Source organism: Embleya sp. NPDC055664, assembly GCF_053618075.1.
In genome coordinates, this window is record NZ_JBSHGZ010000011.1 from 78263 (window position 1) to 93071 (window position 14809).

Here is a 14809-nt window from a genome sequence, read left to right on the forward strand (position 1 = left end):
TCAGGATCCTCCCGGGTCGGTCAGGTGCAGTACGGCCGACACGCGCCAGCCGCCGCCGGGCAGCGGTCCGGCCGCCACTTCGCCACCGTAGACGGCGGCGCGCTCACGCATGCCGGCGATGCCGGTGCCGGTGCCGGTGGTGGCGGTAGCCGCGGCGCCGGTGGTGCCGCCGGCGGTGGCGAATGCGCTCGGGCGGCCGTCGTCGACCACGCTCAGTTCCAGGCGATCGGGCGAACTCCACACCCGGATCCGGGCGTTCGCGCCGGGTTCGGCGTGCTTGAGGGTGTTGGTCAGGGCCTCCTGGGCGAGCCGGTACACCGCGAGTTGGGCACCCTGCGGCACCTCGCGGGTGTCGCCCTGGATGGTCAGCGTGGTCGGCAGGCCCGCCGCGCGGACCTGTTCGGCCAGCGCGCCGAGCCGGGCCAGGTCGGGCTGCGGGTGCCGAGCCGCGTCCGGTTCGTCCTCGCGCAGCACGCCCAGGAAGCGACGCATCTCGGTGAGCGCCTGCCGGCCGGTGCCGGAGACCTGCTCCATCGCCGTCGCGGATCGGTCGGGCGTACTGCGCACGGTCATCGCGGCGGCGTCGGCGAGGGCGACCATCACCGACAGGTTGTGCGTGACGATGTCGTGCATCTCCCGGGCGATCCGCGCGCGTTCGGCCGCTACGGCGAGTTGGGCCTGCTGTTCCTGGTCGCGCTCCAGGCGGTGGGCGCGGTCCTCCAGGGCGGCCAGGTAGCGCCGTCGGGTGCGCAGGTTCGCGCCCAGCACCACCGCCGTGACGGCCATCGCGCTCAGTCCGACGAACGCGCCGAAGCGGTAGCCGTCCAGGGTCCAGCTCCCGACGGCCAGCAGGATGCCGACCTCGACCACGGCCAGCGCGTACACCGTGCGGCGCCGGTCCTGGGTGGCGGCAACCGTGTACAGCGCGATGAGCAGGCTCGCGTCCGCGCCCGTGCGCGCGTCGATGATCCACTGGATCAGGGCCACGGTCGCGATCACCGCGAACACCGCCACCGGGGCCCGGCGGCGCAGCGCGAGCGGCAGGATCAGGGCCAGCCCGACCACCGACCAGGCGGACAGCCGCATCAGGTTGCCGGACTCGAAAATGAGCACCAGGCCCACCGCCACGGTGGTGTCGGCCCAGATCGGATGCCTGCGGGTGAAGGTCATCACGCGCGCCGGGACGGCGGCGAGCCCATGCCCGCCGCCGTCCCGCCGTAGCGCCGTTTCGATGCGCCGTGCCGTACTCATGCGTCGCGCCTGCGCAACAACACCGCCGCTGCCGCGAGGGTCGCCGCGGCGTAGAGCGCGAAAACCGTGATGCCCGTGTTCGGGGACAGCGCGTCCGCCGACGGATGCCAGCGGGTGAACGCCTGACCGGCCTCGCTGGGCAGGTATTTGGTGATGTGGTCCTGCCACGCGGTCGGCAGGGCCTGCACCACCTGGGGCAGCACGAGCAGCAGGCCGAACACGATCGCGATGCCGCCGGCGGCGTTGCGCACGATGGCGCCGACGCCGATCGCCAGGATGCCGGTGATCGCGAGGTAGAGGGCCACGCCGATCACCACGCGCGGCACGCCCGGGTCGCCGAGTGCGACGTCGATGTGCTCCTTGCTCAGCACCGCCTGCCCGGCCAGGAACGCGATCAGGGAGGTGACCAGCATCAGTGCGAAGGTGACCGCGCCGAAGACGACGGCCTTGGCCCACAACACGGGCAGGCGGTACGGCACCGCGGACATCGTGGCCCGGATCGAGCCGGTGGCGTACTCCCCGGTGATCACCAGCACACCGAGTACGCCGATGGCCAACTGGGCGAGGTAGAGGCCGGTCAGGCTCGCGTTGGGCGCGGAGAACCGCGCCCGCTCGGCGGCACCGGTGTCCGGCCGGCGGTCGACCGTGCCGGAGGTGACCAGCAGGCCGAGCGCGATCACCACGAAGACCGCGGCGACCAGGACCCAGAACGTCGAGCGCAGGCTGCGCAGTTTGATCCATTCGGCGTGGAGCACACGGACGAAGGTGACCCGGCCGCGCCCGGCGGCGCGGGAGACGAAGTCGGGGGTGGGCGTGGGAGCGGGGGCGCCGGGGGTGATCGTGGTCGACATCAGGCGGCCCTGCCCTGTGTCCCACCCGACGGGTCGCCGACCCGATACTCGACCGCGTCGCGTGTCGACTCCATGAACGCCTCCTCCAGGGACACCCGATGCGGGACCAGTTCGAACAGGGTGATGCCGTGCGCCGCCGCGATCCGGCCGATGTCGTCGCTGGAGACCCCGCTGACCTCCAACACGTCGCGCTCCTCGGTAGCGATCCGCACCTCGGGCCCGAACAGCAGCGCGCGCAGCCGGTCGGCGTCGGGGGTGCGGACCCGGACCAGGTCGGGCGCGGCGCCCGCAATGAAGTCCGCGACCGACGTGTCGGCGATCAGCCGGCCCCGACCGACCACGATCAGGTGCTCGGCGGTGAGCGCCATCTCGCTCATCAGGTGCGAGGACAGGAAGACCGTACGTCCCTCGGCGGCGAGCGACTTGAGCAGGGTACGAATCCACAACACGCCCTCGGGGTCGAGGCCGTTGACCGGTTCGTCCAGGACCAGCGTCGCCGGGTCGCCGAGCAGTGCGGTGGCGATGCCGAGGCGCTGGCCCATGCCGAGCGAGAAGCCGCCGACCCGCTTGCGGGCCACCTCGTCCAGGCCGACCATCCGAATCACCTGGTGCACCCGACGGGTGGGGATGCCGGTGGTGGCGGCCATGGACAGCAGGTGGTGGTACGCCGAGCGGCCGGTGTGTACCGCCTTCGCCTCCAAGAGCGCGCCGACCTCGTGCAGCGGGGCCGGATGGTCGGCGTAGCGGCGACCGTTGACGGTGACCGAGCCGGAGGTGGGGCGGTCCAGGCCCAGGATCATCCGCATGGTGGTGGACTTGCCGGCGCCGTTGGGACCCAGGAAGCCGGTGACCACGCCGGGACGGACGGTGAAGCTCAACCCCTCCACGGCGGTCTTGGGACCGTAGCGTTTGGTCAGTGCTTCGGCTGTGATCATCGCTGGATCTCCGCGGCTCCGGTGCGTCGACGCCTCCCCGGGGAGGGCCGCCGGGCGGGTGCCCGGTATGCCCTCGACGGTAGGGAATCGGTACGGCCGTGACGATCGCCGTGCGGACGAACCTTTGGGGCGTGGACGTGCGCCCGGAGGGTGAACGGGTACGCCCCGGGGATGACCCGGGGGGAGTGGGGGTCGGGTGGGGGTGGAGTGGGGGTCCGGCGCGGGGCGAGTGCGGGTCGAGCGCTGTGGGGCGTCGATCCTTGCCAGGGCGTGTCTTCAATCTCCCGTCGGGCTCCACCTAGTCCGGCTGCTGCTTCCGCGCGCGCTGCAGGGCGAGGGCGGCCTCGGGTGGTTGCCACGCCGGGTCGAGGTCGGCGATGGTGACGAACGTGTCCATCAGCAGCATCACCAGCAGGTTGTGGACCTCCTCGCGGGCCAACTCCCCCCGGGCCAGCCAGTCCAGCGTGACCCCCTCGACGCAGTACAGCCAACCCACCAGCGCGGCGCGGGCGATCGGCGACAGGTCGACGCGGCCGTAGGCGCCGTCGGCGAGCGAGATGAGCATCTCCTCGCGGACCCGTTCGCGGATGGTGAGCACGTCGGTGTCGAAGCCCACGCCCCCGCTGACCACGGTGCGGTAGGCGGCCTCGTTGCCCTGGGCGAAGCGCAGATAGCCGTCCAGCACCTTGCGCAGCCGGTCGGCCGCGGGTTGGTCGGCGTCGCTGCGGGCGCGGGCGACCAGGTCGGCGACGGAGTCCTCGATCACCGCGACGTAGTAGCCGCGCTTGTTCCGGAAGTAGTAGTAGAGCAGGCCCTTGGCGACGTTGGCCCGGGTCGCGATCTCGTCCACGGACAGCGCGTCGTAGGAGGTGTTCGCGAACAACTGGCGCCCGATGGCCACGAGTTCGGCGCGCCGGGCCTGCGAGCGCTCGGAGTCGGGCGGGGTTCGGCGACCCTCCGTGCGGGATCGTTGACTCTTGTTCAAATCGGGGCCTGGTTTCGGTCGCGGCGACGGCGGCGGGTACGCGCAGAGTATCGAAACCGGCGGGCGCTCGAAGTATTGACTTTTATTCAACACTCCCTACTGTGAGGTAACAAGACAGGTGACCAGAGAGGCAGCAAGAGTTCCCCACGAAGGAGCACCGTCATGTCCTCGGCTCCCCCCGGCCCACCGCTCCCCCGCCGCGACCACCGCGACCGTCACTCGGCCCGAACCCCGGCCAGGGGTCCGGCCGTTCGCGCCGACGAGCACCACGACCTCGCGCTCAACCCGCGCGACGTGCGCTTCGACTGGTCGCGCCTGCCGATGCACTGGGTCCCGCAGGAGCCGATGGCCACACACACCATGAACGTGCTGCACCTGCTGCTGCCCGAGGGCGAGCGCTGGTTCGTGCGCACCTTCCGGGAGGCGTTGCCGCTGGTCACCGACGAGCGGCTGCGCGAGGACGTGATCGGCTTCATCGGCCAGGAGTCCGTACACGCCGAGGCCCACCAGGGCGTGCTCGACCTGCTGCTCGCCAAGGGCCTGGACCCGGCGCCGTTCGTGCGCCAGGTGGAGTGGCTCTTCCACCGCGTGCTCGCCGGCCGGGACGACCTCACCGGCCCGGCCGGGCGCGAGCACCTGATCGAGCGGGTCGCGATCATCGCCGCGATCGAGCACTTCACCGCGTTCCTCGGCGACTGGGTGCTCGACGCGCCCGGCCTGGACCGGGCCGGGGTCGACCCGGTGATGCTGGACCTGCTCCGCTGGCACGGCGCCGAGGAGGTGGAACACCGCAGCGTGGCCTACGACTTGCTGGTCCACCTCGACCCTGGCTATCTGCGCCGGATGCGCACGATGGCGGTCACCGGACCGGTGCTCACCTGGATGTGGGTGCGCGGCGTGCGCTTCCTGATGCTGGCCGACCCCGACCTGGAGGGCCGGGCCCGGCCCACGTGGCGCGCGTACGTACAGGCGTCGCGGCGCGGGTTGTTGCCGGGGCTGACCGGCGCGGCCCGCTCCGCCGCGCGGTACGTCAAACCGCGCTACCACCCGACCCAGGAGGGCTCGACCGGGCAGGCGGTGGCGTATCTGGCCCGATCTCCGGCGGCGCGGGCGGCTGCGCGGTAGTTCGCTGCGATACCCCTTTCGATCCGGACACCGAGGATGCCGATGAATCCATCCATACCGCCGACTTCCGCGCCGTCGGAGCCGATCACGCCACCGACGGACCTGTACGGGCGCGAGCGCGGCGACCGGATGATGCGGGCGCTGACCGTGCTCGGCCGCGTCCACACCGAGGCGATCGCCCGGCGCGGGCGGCGGGCGGCCCGGGTGGGCGCGCCGAACACCCCCGCCGTGCGCCCCGACGCGCTCGAACTGGTGGTGCGCGAACGGGTCGTCGAGGCCGAGGACGTGGTCTCCCTGCGGCTGACCGCACCGGCCGGTGGCCGACTGCCCCGCTGGCAGCCGGGTGCGCACCTGCTCCTGTTGCTGCCGTCCGGACGTCGCCGGCACTACTCGCTGTGCGGCGACCCCGAGGACCGCTACACCTATCGGATCGCGGTGCGCCGGCTGGCCGCGGGCGGCGGCGGATCGATCGAGATGCACGACGCGTTGCCGGTGGGCGCCACGCTGCGAACCGCCGGTCCTCGCAACGCGTTTCCGTTCGCCGCCGAACCCGCCGTGTTGTTCCTGGCCGGCGGCATCGGCATCACCCCGATCCTGCCGATGGTGCGTCGGGCCGCGCGGGTCGGATCGGACTGGCGGCTGATCCACCTCGGACGCACCCGCGAGTCGCTGCCGTTCGGCGCCGAACTGGCGGAACTGGGCGCCGCCGAGGGCCGCTTCGAGGTGCGCGCGGACGACGAGGAGGGCCCGCCGGACTGCGCCGAACTGCTCGGCCGCGCGCCTGCCGGGGCTGCGGTGTACTGCTGCGGGCCGGCACCGATGCTGGCCGCCGTACGCGAGGCCGTCGAGGCAAGTCCGGCGGTGGGCCTGCACTTCGAACGTTTTGCGCCGGCGCCGGTGATCGACGGCCACCCGTTCACGCTCCGCCTGCGGCGCAGCGGCATCGAGTTGCCGATACCGGCCGATCGGCCGGCGCTCGATGTGCTGCGCGAGGCCGATCCCGACACCGCCTACTCCTGCCGGCAGGGCTTTTGCGGCGTGTGTCGGGTCAACGTGGTGGCCGGCACGGTGCAGCACCGCGACCTGCGCCTGACCGACGACGAACGCGCGGCCGGCGCGATGCTGATCTGCGTCTCCCGCGCCGCCGAGGGCGAGCGGTTGGTCCTCGACCTGTGACGCGCATGATCTCGCTTGGAAGGCGGCGTTGATGAGCACACGGCTCAAGGTCCCGGCGGCGCGCCCCGGGGGCATGCCGGCGTTCCGGTACGACGAGGACGACCTGGATCGATTCCGCGACGTGCAGCGGTTGGCGTATCGGTGCGCCGAGCGGGTGGCGGCCTGGATCGAGCCGGGCGTCACCGAGCAGCAGACCGCCGCGCGGCTCGGGCGGGAGTTGGCGGCGGAGGGTGTCCGGGACTGCTTCCACATCCCGTTCGTGTGGTTCGGCGACCGCACCGCGTTCCGCAACTTCCGTATCCCGCTGCAGTTCTTCCCCAGCTGTCGAGTCCTGACCGAGGGCATGCCGTACGTGCTGGACTGCGCGCCGATCGTGGACGGGTACACGGGCGACATCGGCTACGCGGGCAAGGTCGGCGAAAACCCGGTGTGGGACCGGGTCGTGGCCGATCTCGGCGCCTACCGCGAGCTGATCGTGGCCGAGGTGCGCCGGCGCAGGCCGCTGGACGACGTGTACCGGGCGGTCGACGCACTGACGGTCGCGCACGGCTACGACAACCGGCATCGGGTCTATCCGGGGCGGGTGATCGCCCATCAGGTCACCCGGGTCACCTTGCGGAGACCGATCGGGGTGAACGTGCTCGGCTTCGGCGTGCGCACGATTCGCACCCTCGGTCGGGAGCTGATCGCCGAGCGGCTGCACGGGCGTTCGCCGCTGTGGGCGGACGGTCGAGCGTCGCGACATGCGCCGACGCCGGGCCTGTGGGCGGTGGAACCGCACATCGCGCTGCGCGCGGTGGGGGCCAAATTCGAGGAGTTGCTGGTGGTCACCGACGACGACGCGTACTGGCTCGACGACGACGTGCCGCACGTGCGGCGGTTGCGCGAAGGGGGGTCGCGATGACGCCGGGGGCCTCCGAGGGGGTCGTGAACGAAGGTGTCGTGGAGGCGGTCGGGGAGGTCGGCGTCGTGCGCGCTCGGACCGTCGTCTCCGGTGGGGTCCGGCTCGCGGTATACGAACAGGGGCCGACGGACGGCCCGTTGGTGCTGCTGGTGCACGGCTACCCGGACACCCACCACGTGTGGGACGACGTGGCCGCCGATCTGGCACACGACCACCGGGTGGTGCGCTACGACGTGCGTGGCGCGGGGGCGTCGGGGGTGCCCGGGAGTCGATACGGCTATCGGCTGGAGCAGTTGGCCGCCGACCTGTTCGCCGTGCTGGACGCGGTGAGCCCGGAACGGCCGGCGCACGTGCTCGCCCACGACTGGGGTTCGATCCAGGCGTGGGAGGCGGTCACCGACCGGGCCGGGCCACGCCGGATCGCCTCGTACACCTCGATCTCCGGGCCGTGCCTGGACCACGTCGGACACTGGGCCGGACGCCGACTGGCCCGGCCCACGCCACGGCATCTGCGCCAACTCGCGGCTCAGTCGGCGCGTTCCTGGTATATCGCGGTGTTCCACCTGCCGTTCCTCGCCCCCGCGGCCTGGCGGTCGGGACTGGCGGCGCGCTGGGGCGGGCTGTTGGCCCGGGCCGAGGGGGTGCGGCCGCGCGCGGATCACCCGCAGGCCACGCTCGTCGACGACGCGGTACGCGGCATCGAGCTGTACCGGGCCAACATGCTGCCCCGGATGTTGCTTCCGGGGCGGCGCGAGACGACCGTGCCGGTGCAGCTGATCACCCTCGCCGACGATCCGTATGTCGGTGCGGCGCTGTCCGAGGACCTGGACCGCTGGGTGCCTCGGTTGTGGCGGCGCACGCTCGCGGCAGGCCACTGGTCCGCCCTTCTGGAGAAAGGCCCGACCGTGGCCCGGATGACCCGCGAATTCGCCGCACACATCGACCACGGCACCACGACGCCCGGCCTCGACGCCGCCCGGCACGGCGAACGGGCGCCCGGAAAGGACCCGTTCGCGGGCCGGCTCGCCCTGATCACCGGCGCGGGCGGCGGAATCGGCCGAGCCACCGCAATCGCGTTCGCCGAACAGGGCGCCGACATCGTGGTGTGCGACGTCGACCCGGCCGGAGCCGAACGCACCGCCGAACTGGCCCGCCTGTACGGGCGTTCGGCGCACGTGTACCGCGTCGACGTGTCCGACGGCGCGGCCATGGACGCCTTCGCGGCCAAGGTCGCGGCGGCACACGGCGTCCCGGACATCGTGGTCAACAACGCGGGCGTCGGCCACGCCGGCACGTTCCTGGCCACCACCGACGCCGAGTGGAAGCGGGTGTTGGACGTCAACCTGTGGGGCGTCATCCACGGCTGCCGGGCCTTCGGCACACTGCTGGCCGAACGCGGCGAGGGCGGACAGATCGTCAACATCGCGTCGGCGGCGGCGTACACCCCCTCCAAACTGCTGGCGGCCTACGCGACCACCAAGGCGGCGGTGGCCATGCTGTCGGACTGCCTACGAGCCGAACTGGCCGGCTCCGGCGTGCGAGTGACCACGATCCACCCGGGCATCGTCAACACCGGAATCACCCGCAGCACCACGTTCTCCGGAATGAGCACCAGCGACCAGGCCGCACACCGAGAACGAGCATCCAGACTCTATGCCCGCCGCAACTACCCTCCGGAAAAGGTGGCAGACCAAATCGTCCGAGCAATCCGCCGTCGCCAAGCGGTGGCACCAATAACCCCGGAAGCCCGAGCCGCCTGGTGGCTGAGCCGCCTATCCCCCACAACAATGCGAATACTGGCCCGCGCAGGCATCGCGTAACCACCCCCGCCACTCATCGTGCCCAGGCCCCCGCTCCTCAACGCCGACACCGGCACCGGCACCGCGCAACCGTCGCCACAGAACACCCAGGAACCAAGTCGGCCACGGGCGGAGCGTCCCCGGCGCGCGTTGCGCTTATGGCTGCAGGAGGCCGATGCGGGGCCGGCCGGAGTCGGTCGTGGGCCGCCGCCGGCGTGCGGGGTTCCGAGGCTGAGGGCTCCTGACGAGACAGCTGCGTTGGTCGGCGAAAACCGGCCGGCTGTGGCGGGGCGGGAGGGTGCTCGGGTCGAGTCTGCCGGGGCGCCGTCCCGAGTGGGTCAGGGCATTTTGGAGGCGTTGGGGCGGGGCTGGGGTTCGAAACCGGATCTCGGCGGGTGGTTGTGGGCTTGGAGCTTCGGTGACCTGCGGTTTTGCGTGGTCGGGGTGGAAAGTCGGGTGTCGAGTGCCGGTTTCGTGTGCACCGGCCCCCTCAACGCCGGTGTGAAGGCCAAAAAGGCCCGGTCACAGCCGACTTCGGGCACTGCGACCTCACGGAGCCGTCGAGGAGACCGAAAGTGCCCAGTGGATGCCGGAACCGGATTCCGAGGCGGTCGAAACGGCTCCTCTTCGCACTGACCTGCGGTTTCTCTCGTGCCGAGGCTCCGGCACCCCACGCCGTCCAGGTTTGTGAACCCTCGTCACCCAAATGCCCACCGCACACCGAAAACACCCAACCCACTCGGGAAAGCCCCCGGCAAACCGACCCGACCCCTCCCCTCCCCGCCGCTGCCGGCCGGTTTTCGCCGACCAACACACCCATCTCGTCGCAAGCCCAAGGCTCGGAGCGCCGCACGCCGGCGGCGGCCCGGCCACCCGCAGTCACTCGACCCCGGGTGCCGGGTGGCCTGGGTTGGGTCAGGTGTGTGCCGTGGGCTTGGGGAGTTGGTGGGGCTTGGGGTCGTGGTGGTGGTGGGTTGTTGCTGCCGCCGTCAGGGCCAGGAGCATGAGGGCTGCGCTGGTTGCCAGGGGGGCTCGGTAGCCGAGGTTGGCGTCGATCGTCAGGCCGCCGAGCCAGGGGCCCAGGGTGCCGCCGATGTTGAAGGCGGAGGTGGCCAGGGCGCCGGACAGGCCGGAGGTGTCCTGGGAGAGGCGAAGTACGCGGGCGATCAAGGCCGTTCCGGTCGCGAAGGCGAGCATGCCCTGGATTGCGACCAGGGTGATCGCCGCCCACGGGGTGCCCGCTGTGTACGCGAACAGGGCCCAGCCGACGGCCGAGGCCGCCATCCCCCATCCGATCACCTGGGTCGGTCGTCGGTCGACGATCCGGCCCGCGATGGTGACGCCGACGAACGAGCCGACTCCGAACAGGGCCAGGGCGATCGGGACCCAGCCGTCGGCCAGGCCGGTGACCTCGGTGATCACCGGCTCGAAGTAGGAGAACGCGCAGAAGGTGGCGCCCTGGACGAGGGCCATCACCGACAGGGTCGACAGCAGCGGCCGGGTGAGCAGGGCGCGCAGTTCGCGACGGGTGTTTGCCGACGGGTCCGGGTGCGCCGGTGGTGCGTGGTTCGGGATGGTTCGGGCGATGGCGAGTACGGCCGGCAGCGACACCAGGGCCACCGCCCAGAACGCCGCGCGCCAGCCCCACCGGTCGCCCAGGAGCGCGCCGGCCGGTACGCCGACCACGCACGCGATGGTGACGCCGCCGACCACCACCGAGGTGGCGCGGGCCCGCTGTTCGGGTCGGACCAGGTCGATCGCGGTCACCAGGGCGACCGCCCAGAAGCCGGCGTTGGCCAGTGCGCCGAAGACGCGAGTGGCCAGCAGGACCGGGTAGTTCGGGGTGAGCGCGCCCACCACGTGCGCGGCGATGAACACGCACAGGAAGAACAGCAGTGCACGGCGACGTGGTTGTCGGCGCCCGACCAGCGCCATCGCGGGCGCGCCCACCACCATCCCGACGGCGAACGCCGAGGTGAGCAGTCCGGCGGTGGGAATGGACACGTGCAGATCGTCGGCGATGCCCGAGAGCAGGCCGGAGAGCATGAACTCCGAGGTGCCCTGGGCAAAGACCGCGAGCCCGAGCACGTATACGGCGAATGGCATGACGAAACCCCATGGACGTCCGATGGATTACCTCACGGCTCGACACCGGCGACACCGGTGGCGGCCATGTCCGAGGACGCCCGCGGCCATTGCGGCCACGCGGCTTCAGCTCATCGACAGGGGATCGGCCACCGGCTCACCGGCGGCCGTCGTCTGTCCGACTCGGGGTTGCTCACGGGAGCGAAGCTACCAGCCCCGTTCACGGCACCTCCACCGGGTTTTCGCCCTCACCGGGCACCGGCACCCGGCGCCGAGGACCGAACATCGAACACCGAACACCGAGCACCCGGTGGTGGCTGCCGGAAAATGGGCCGCCGTTTCCGTCTCGATCGTGCATGATCATGCCGCATCAGGCATATTCATGCATCTTCATCAGGCCACGAAATCGAGGTCATCCATGGGGTTTTCCGCCCTCAAGGGCCGCAACCTGCTCTCGCTCCTGGACGTGAGCGCCGCAGAGATCGGTGAGTTGTCGGATCGGGCCGGGGATCTGAAGGAGCGGGCCGCGTTCGGGGAGCGGGTGCCTGTGCCGGCGAGGCGCAATATCGCGTTGATATTTCTCGAGCCCTCGTGCCGCACTCGCGTCTCGTTCGTCGTCGCGGCGACGCAGTCCGGTGCGCATCCGGAGGTCTTCGGTCGCGAGGACATCCGATTCGGGATCAAGGAGTCCGTGCGCGATATCGCCCGGGCGTTCGGGCGGGTCTTCGACGGGGTGATGTTCCGCGGCTTCGAGCATACGACCGTCGCCGAGTTCGCCGCGCACGCGGGGGTGCCGGTGTGGAACGGGCTGTGCGAGACCTACCATCCGACCCAGGTACTCGCCGATCTGCTCACGCTGCGGGAGAACTTCGGCGAACTCCGCGGCCTGCCCATCACATACGTCGGCGACGGCCGCAACAACGTGGCCCGTACCCTGGCCGTCGCCGCCGTCAGGCTCGGCCTCGACCTGCGCGTCCTGGCCCCGGAGCCGCTGCACCCGGACCCCGCGTCGATCGCCGAACTGCTCGCCGGGGCCGAGTCGTCGCAGGCCGCGATCACCGTCACCGCGTCGCCGGAGGAGGCACTGGCCGGTTCGGCCGCGGTGTACGGCGACGTGTGGGTGTCCATGGGCGAGGAGGCGGAGACCGACCGTCGTATCGAGCTGCTGCGCGACCTGAAGGTCACGCCCGAGCTGATGGCCCGCACCGGCCGCGCCGACACCGTCTACCCGCACTGCCTGCCCGCGTTCCACGACCTGGAGACCGAGACCGCGCGGGCCCGTCCCGACCTCCGCGAGGTGGCGGACGAGGTTTTCGAGGGCCCGCGCAGCCGGGTGTTCGACCAGTCGGAAAACCGCATGCACACCGCCAAGGCCCTGATGCAACTCACCATCGCGAGCTGAACGGTCGCGATTCGCGCGGTCGCGCCCGACGACGGCGCCCACGAACGCCGGGCCCCGGCGGGTGGCACCGCCGGGGCCCGTGATCGACTCGCCTCCCCCGGCGATGTCGATCAGATCCGCTGCCAAAGAGCCGGCACGTTCGGCGGCTCCCATCCCGAAATTGCCGTATGCCCCTGCAGGCAGCGGTAGTTCTGACCGCCGTAGGACACCGTGGCGCCGGCGGCGTAGTTGGTGCCCGCCCGCCAGGTGCCGCCCGGCGGGTTCGTCGGCGGCTCGCTCGTGGGCGGCTGGCTCGTCGGCGGCTGGCTCGTCGGGGGGACCCCGGCGATGTTGAGGACGAAGTCGAAGGTCGCCTCCTTGCCGGGGTTGCCGTTGCGTACGTTCATCAACAGCCGCGCGTCGAAGATCGTGTCGGTGTTGTTGCGCGGCTCGCCCGGGAAGTAGGTCTGCGTGGTCAGGATCCCGCGGTTGGGCGCCTGGACCTTCACGTGCAGGTGCCGGGTGCGGCCCGGGTACAGACCCGGTACCACCGTGGTCAGCTTGTACGCGCCCTGCGCGTTGGTGAACTGGTGGCCGCGGAAGGTGTATCCGACGTTGTCGTACTCGCCGTTGGTGTCCGCCTGCCAAAAGTCGAGCAGCACGTTGGCCAGTGGCTGACACGCGCGGTTGAACACGAAGCCGGACACCACCAGTGGGGTACCGGCGCCGGTGAGCACCGACCGCTCCGGGGAGTTGGGCTTGAAGTACGGTCCTTCGGTCTGGTCGATGGTGGGCGCGTCGCCGTCGTGGCAGAACGGCGTCGGGGCCAACGGCCCGCCGCTGTTGCGCTGCGCCCGGGCCAGCGCGGGCACGCCGCCGATCAGCAGCGGCAGCGGAGCGGCGATCAGCGCCGCCTTGAGCAGATTCTTGCGGGTGATGCCGCGCGCGGCGGGCTCGTCCTGATCGGTGATCTCGGGGTCCATGTCGACTCCTCGGCGAGGGGACGGGCGGGCAAGGTCGACGAATCGATCCGCCCGCTCGCGATTGGTCTGAACCTATGCTCGCCGGGTGCGGGCGTCGATGGACAAAGCACGGCTCTCGTGGTGCTTCGCGTTGATCTCGCGGCGGTACTCCCCCGGGGTGCTCCCGGTCTCCCGACGAAAGAACCGGCAGAAGTACGCGGGGTCCGCGAAACCCACCCTGTCCGCGACTTGACGCACTGTCAGATCACTGCCGGCGAGCAGCCGTTTGGCCTCCACCACCTGCGCCTGGCGGATGATCCGGCCGGGGGTGCGCCCGGTGGCGGTCTTCACCGCGTGGTTGAGATGGCCCACCGAGACGCCGAGGCGGTCGGCGTACGCACCGACCGTACGCTCGACCGGATCCGGATCCGGTGGGCCGTCCAGGAGCCGGGCGAAGCGCTGGGCGAGCGCCGCGGTCGGCCCCGGATCGGGCTGTCCCGGATCCGACCGCCCCGCATCCCGCCGGGAGTCGGGGCCGTCCCATATCGCCAGTCGGGCCGCACGCAGGATCAGCACATGCAGATACGCCTGGAGCACCGGGATGAATCCCACGCCCTGTTCGGCGTATTCGCGGCGCAACTCGGCCACCACGCCGAGCAGTCCGGGTGCCGCCTCCGGCGTGGGCCGCAGCCGCGCACAGCCGGCCAGGTCGCGGACGGTGTCCCGGTCCTCGGGGTGGGCGAACAGGAAGTCGTCGTTGAACAGCACGACCCAGCCGGTGAGTTCGTCCATGCGATGCCAGAAGTGCACCTGGCCGGGGGCAATGAAGAACAACTGCGGCGGAGACACCGACCGGGGCACCAGATCCACTACGTGGGTACCGCGCCCACCGGTGACGATGGCGATCTCGTAGAAGGTGTGCCGGTGCGGGAAATCGGCCCGGGACAGCGGGCCGATGCTGTCGAACGAGCCGACGGCGAACGGCAGGACGGTCGGCGCGGGCACCTCGAGGCGGTGCAGCGGAACCGCCGGGCGGAGCTGGGTGGACGCGGTCATCGGCGCCTCCCGGCGCCGCTGCGGCGGGTTGGTCGCGGGTGGGTGTTGCGTGCCATGTCGGCCCCCTGGCGGTTCTCGGACGATGCGGCCGGCGCTCGATCAGCGGTTCAGGTTAGGCCGTTCCGAGCCGACTGTCGGGCGGGTCGCGCGCAACGGCACGAACTGGCAAACCAAACCGTGTGCGACCTGCCACGGCGGCCGACCGGGAAGGGTTCGCGCCCTGGCCGACCGGAGCCGCCGTCGGGTCCGCTCAGCCCGCCCGCACCCGTACCCGGGCGAGCAGGAAGACACCGCACCAA

The 14809-nt window shown here is 71.4% G+C and carries 12 protein-coding genes; 5 read left to right on the plus strand and 7 right to left on the minus strand.

Annotated elements, in window-relative coordinates; translation table 11 throughout:
- The 4 genes from ACWGR4_RS20305 to ACWGR4_RS20320 all read right to left on the minus strand — a co-directional run bounded on the left by ACWGR4_RS20305 (position 1) and on the right by ACWGR4_RS20320 (position 4022).
- On the minus strand, positions 1 to 1251 hold the full coding sequence (locus tag ACWGR4_RS20305; protein ID WP_452132225.1) for a sensor histidine kinase: 1251 nt from the start codon (positions 1249 to 1251) through the stop codon (positions 1 to 3).
- On the minus strand, positions 1248 to 2102 hold the full coding sequence (locus tag ACWGR4_RS20310) for an ABC transporter permease (protein ID WP_452132224.1): 855 nt from the start codon (positions 2100 to 2102) through the stop codon (positions 1248 to 1250). Before ACWGR4_RS20310 ends, ACWGR4_RS20305 begins: the two co-directional genes overlap by 4 nt.
- On the minus strand, positions 2102 to 3037 hold the full coding sequence (locus ACWGR4_RS20315) for an ATP-binding cassette domain-containing protein (RefSeq protein ID WP_380015247.1): 936 nt from the start codon (positions 3035 to 3037) through the stop codon (positions 2102 to 2104). The genes ACWGR4_RS20310 and ACWGR4_RS20315 overlap by 1 nt, the downstream gene beginning before the upstream one ends.
- Positions 3038 to 3335: 298 nt before the next feature.
- A complete protein-coding gene (locus ACWGR4_RS20320; RefSeq protein WP_452132223.1) occupies positions 3336 to 4022 on the minus strand; it encodes a TetR/AcrR family transcriptional regulator in 687 nt (228 codons plus the stop codon).
- A gap of 162 nt (positions 4023 to 4184) precedes the next feature.
- On the opposite strand from ACWGR4_RS20320, the gene ACWGR4_RS20325 reads away from it, so the two are divergent.
- The 4 genes from ACWGR4_RS20325 to ACWGR4_RS20340 all read left to right on the plus strand — a co-directional run bounded on the left by ACWGR4_RS20325 (position 4185) and on the right by ACWGR4_RS20340 (position 9047).
- The gene (locus ACWGR4_RS20325; protein WP_380015241.1) at positions 4185 to 5147 is read left to right on the plus strand and encodes a metal-dependent hydrolase; all 963 of its coding nucleotides are present in this window, start codon (positions 4185 to 4187) and stop codon (positions 5145 to 5147) included.
- Between the two features lie 129 nt (positions 5148 to 5276).
- Positions 5277 to 6323, plus strand: a complete 1047-nt coding sequence (locus tag ACWGR4_RS20330) for a PDR/VanB family oxidoreductase (protein WP_452132236.1) — start codon at positions 5277 to 5279, stop codon at positions 6321 to 6323.
- Positions 6324 to 6354: 31 nt separating this feature from the next.
- Positions 6355 to 7227, plus strand: a complete 873-nt coding sequence (locus ACWGR4_RS20335) for a M24 family metallopeptidase (protein WP_452132222.1) — start codon at positions 6355 to 6357, stop codon at positions 7225 to 7227.
- Between the two features lie 23 nt (positions 7228 to 7250).
- Positions 7251 to 9047: an SDR family oxidoreductase gene (locus ACWGR4_RS20340; protein ID WP_452132221.1), complete on the plus strand. Its 1797-nt coding sequence runs from the start codon at positions 7251 to 7253 to the stop codon at positions 9045 to 9047.
- A gap of 894 nt (positions 9048 to 9941) precedes the next feature.
- On the opposite strand, the gene ACWGR4_RS20345 is transcribed toward ACWGR4_RS20340, so the two are convergent.
- Positions 9942 to 11132, minus strand: coding sequence for a Cmx/CmrA family chloramphenicol efflux MFS transporter (locus ACWGR4_RS20345; protein ID WP_452132220.1), 1191 nt, complete (start codon positions 11130 to 11132; stop codon positions 9942 to 9944).
- Between the two features lie 397 nt (positions 11133 to 11529).
- On the opposite strand from ACWGR4_RS20345, the gene argF reads away from it, so the two are divergent.
- Positions 11530 to 12513 carry an ornithine carbamoyltransferase gene (gene argF / locus ACWGR4_RS20350; protein ID WP_452132219.1) on the plus strand — a complete coding sequence of 328 codons (984 nt, stop codon included), beginning with the start codon at positions 11530 to 11532 and terminating at the stop codon, positions 12511 to 12513.
- Positions 12514 to 12623: 110 nt separating this feature from the next.
- Here argF and ACWGR4_RS20355 read toward each other — a convergent pair whose 3' ends face one another.
- Positions 12624 to 13475: a dioxygenase family protein gene (locus ACWGR4_RS20355; protein WP_380014888.1), complete on the minus strand. Its 852-nt coding sequence runs from the start codon at positions 13473 to 13475 to the stop codon at positions 12624 to 12626.
- 72 nt (positions 13476 to 13547) lie between these two features.
- On the minus strand, positions 13548 to 14510 hold the full coding sequence (locus ACWGR4_RS20360; protein WP_452132218.1) for an AraC family transcriptional regulator: 963 nt from the start codon (positions 14508 to 14510) through the stop codon (positions 13548 to 13550).
- Between the last annotated feature and the right edge of the window lie 299 nt (positions 14511 to 14809).

Coding starts and splice junctions, on each gene's coding strand:
- ACWGR4_RS20310 (WP_452132224.1), bottom strand. CDS start 2,102: ATGTCGACCACGATCACCCCCGGCGCCCCCGCTCCCACGCCCACCCCC.
- argF (WP_452132219.1), top strand. CDS start 11,530: ATGGGGTTTTCCGCCCTCAAGGGCCGCAACCTGCTCTCGCTCCTGGAC.
- ACWGR4_RS20330 (WP_452132236.1), top strand. CDS start 5,277: ATGATGCGGGCGCTGACCGTGCTCGGCCGCGTCCACACCGAGGCGATC.
- ACWGR4_RS20305 (WP_452132225.1), bottom strand. CDS start 1,251: ATGAGTACGGCACGGCGCATCGAAACGGCGCTACGGCGGGACGGCGGC.
- ACWGR4_RS20360 (WP_452132218.1), bottom strand. CDS start 14,510: ATGACCGCGTCCACCCAGCTCCGCCCGGCGGTTCCGCTGCACCGCCTC.
- ACWGR4_RS20325 (WP_380015241.1), top strand. CDS start 4,185: ATGTCCTCGGCTCCCCCCGGCCCACCGCTCCCCCGCCGCGACCACCGC.
- ACWGR4_RS20335 (WP_452132222.1), top strand. CDS start 6,355: ATGAGCACACGGCTCAAGGTCCCGGCGGCGCGCCCCGGGGGCATGCCG.
- ACWGR4_RS20355 (WP_380014888.1), bottom strand. CDS start 13,475: ATGGACCCCGAGATCACCGATCAGGACGAGCCCGCCGCGCGCGGCATC.
- ACWGR4_RS20345 (WP_452132220.1), bottom strand. CDS start 11,132: ATGCCATTCGCCGTATACGTGCTCGGGCTCGCGGTCTTTGCCCAGGGC.
- ACWGR4_RS20315 (WP_380015247.1), bottom strand. CDS start 3,037: ATGATCACAGCCGAAGCACTGACCAAACGCTACGGTCCCAAGACCGCC.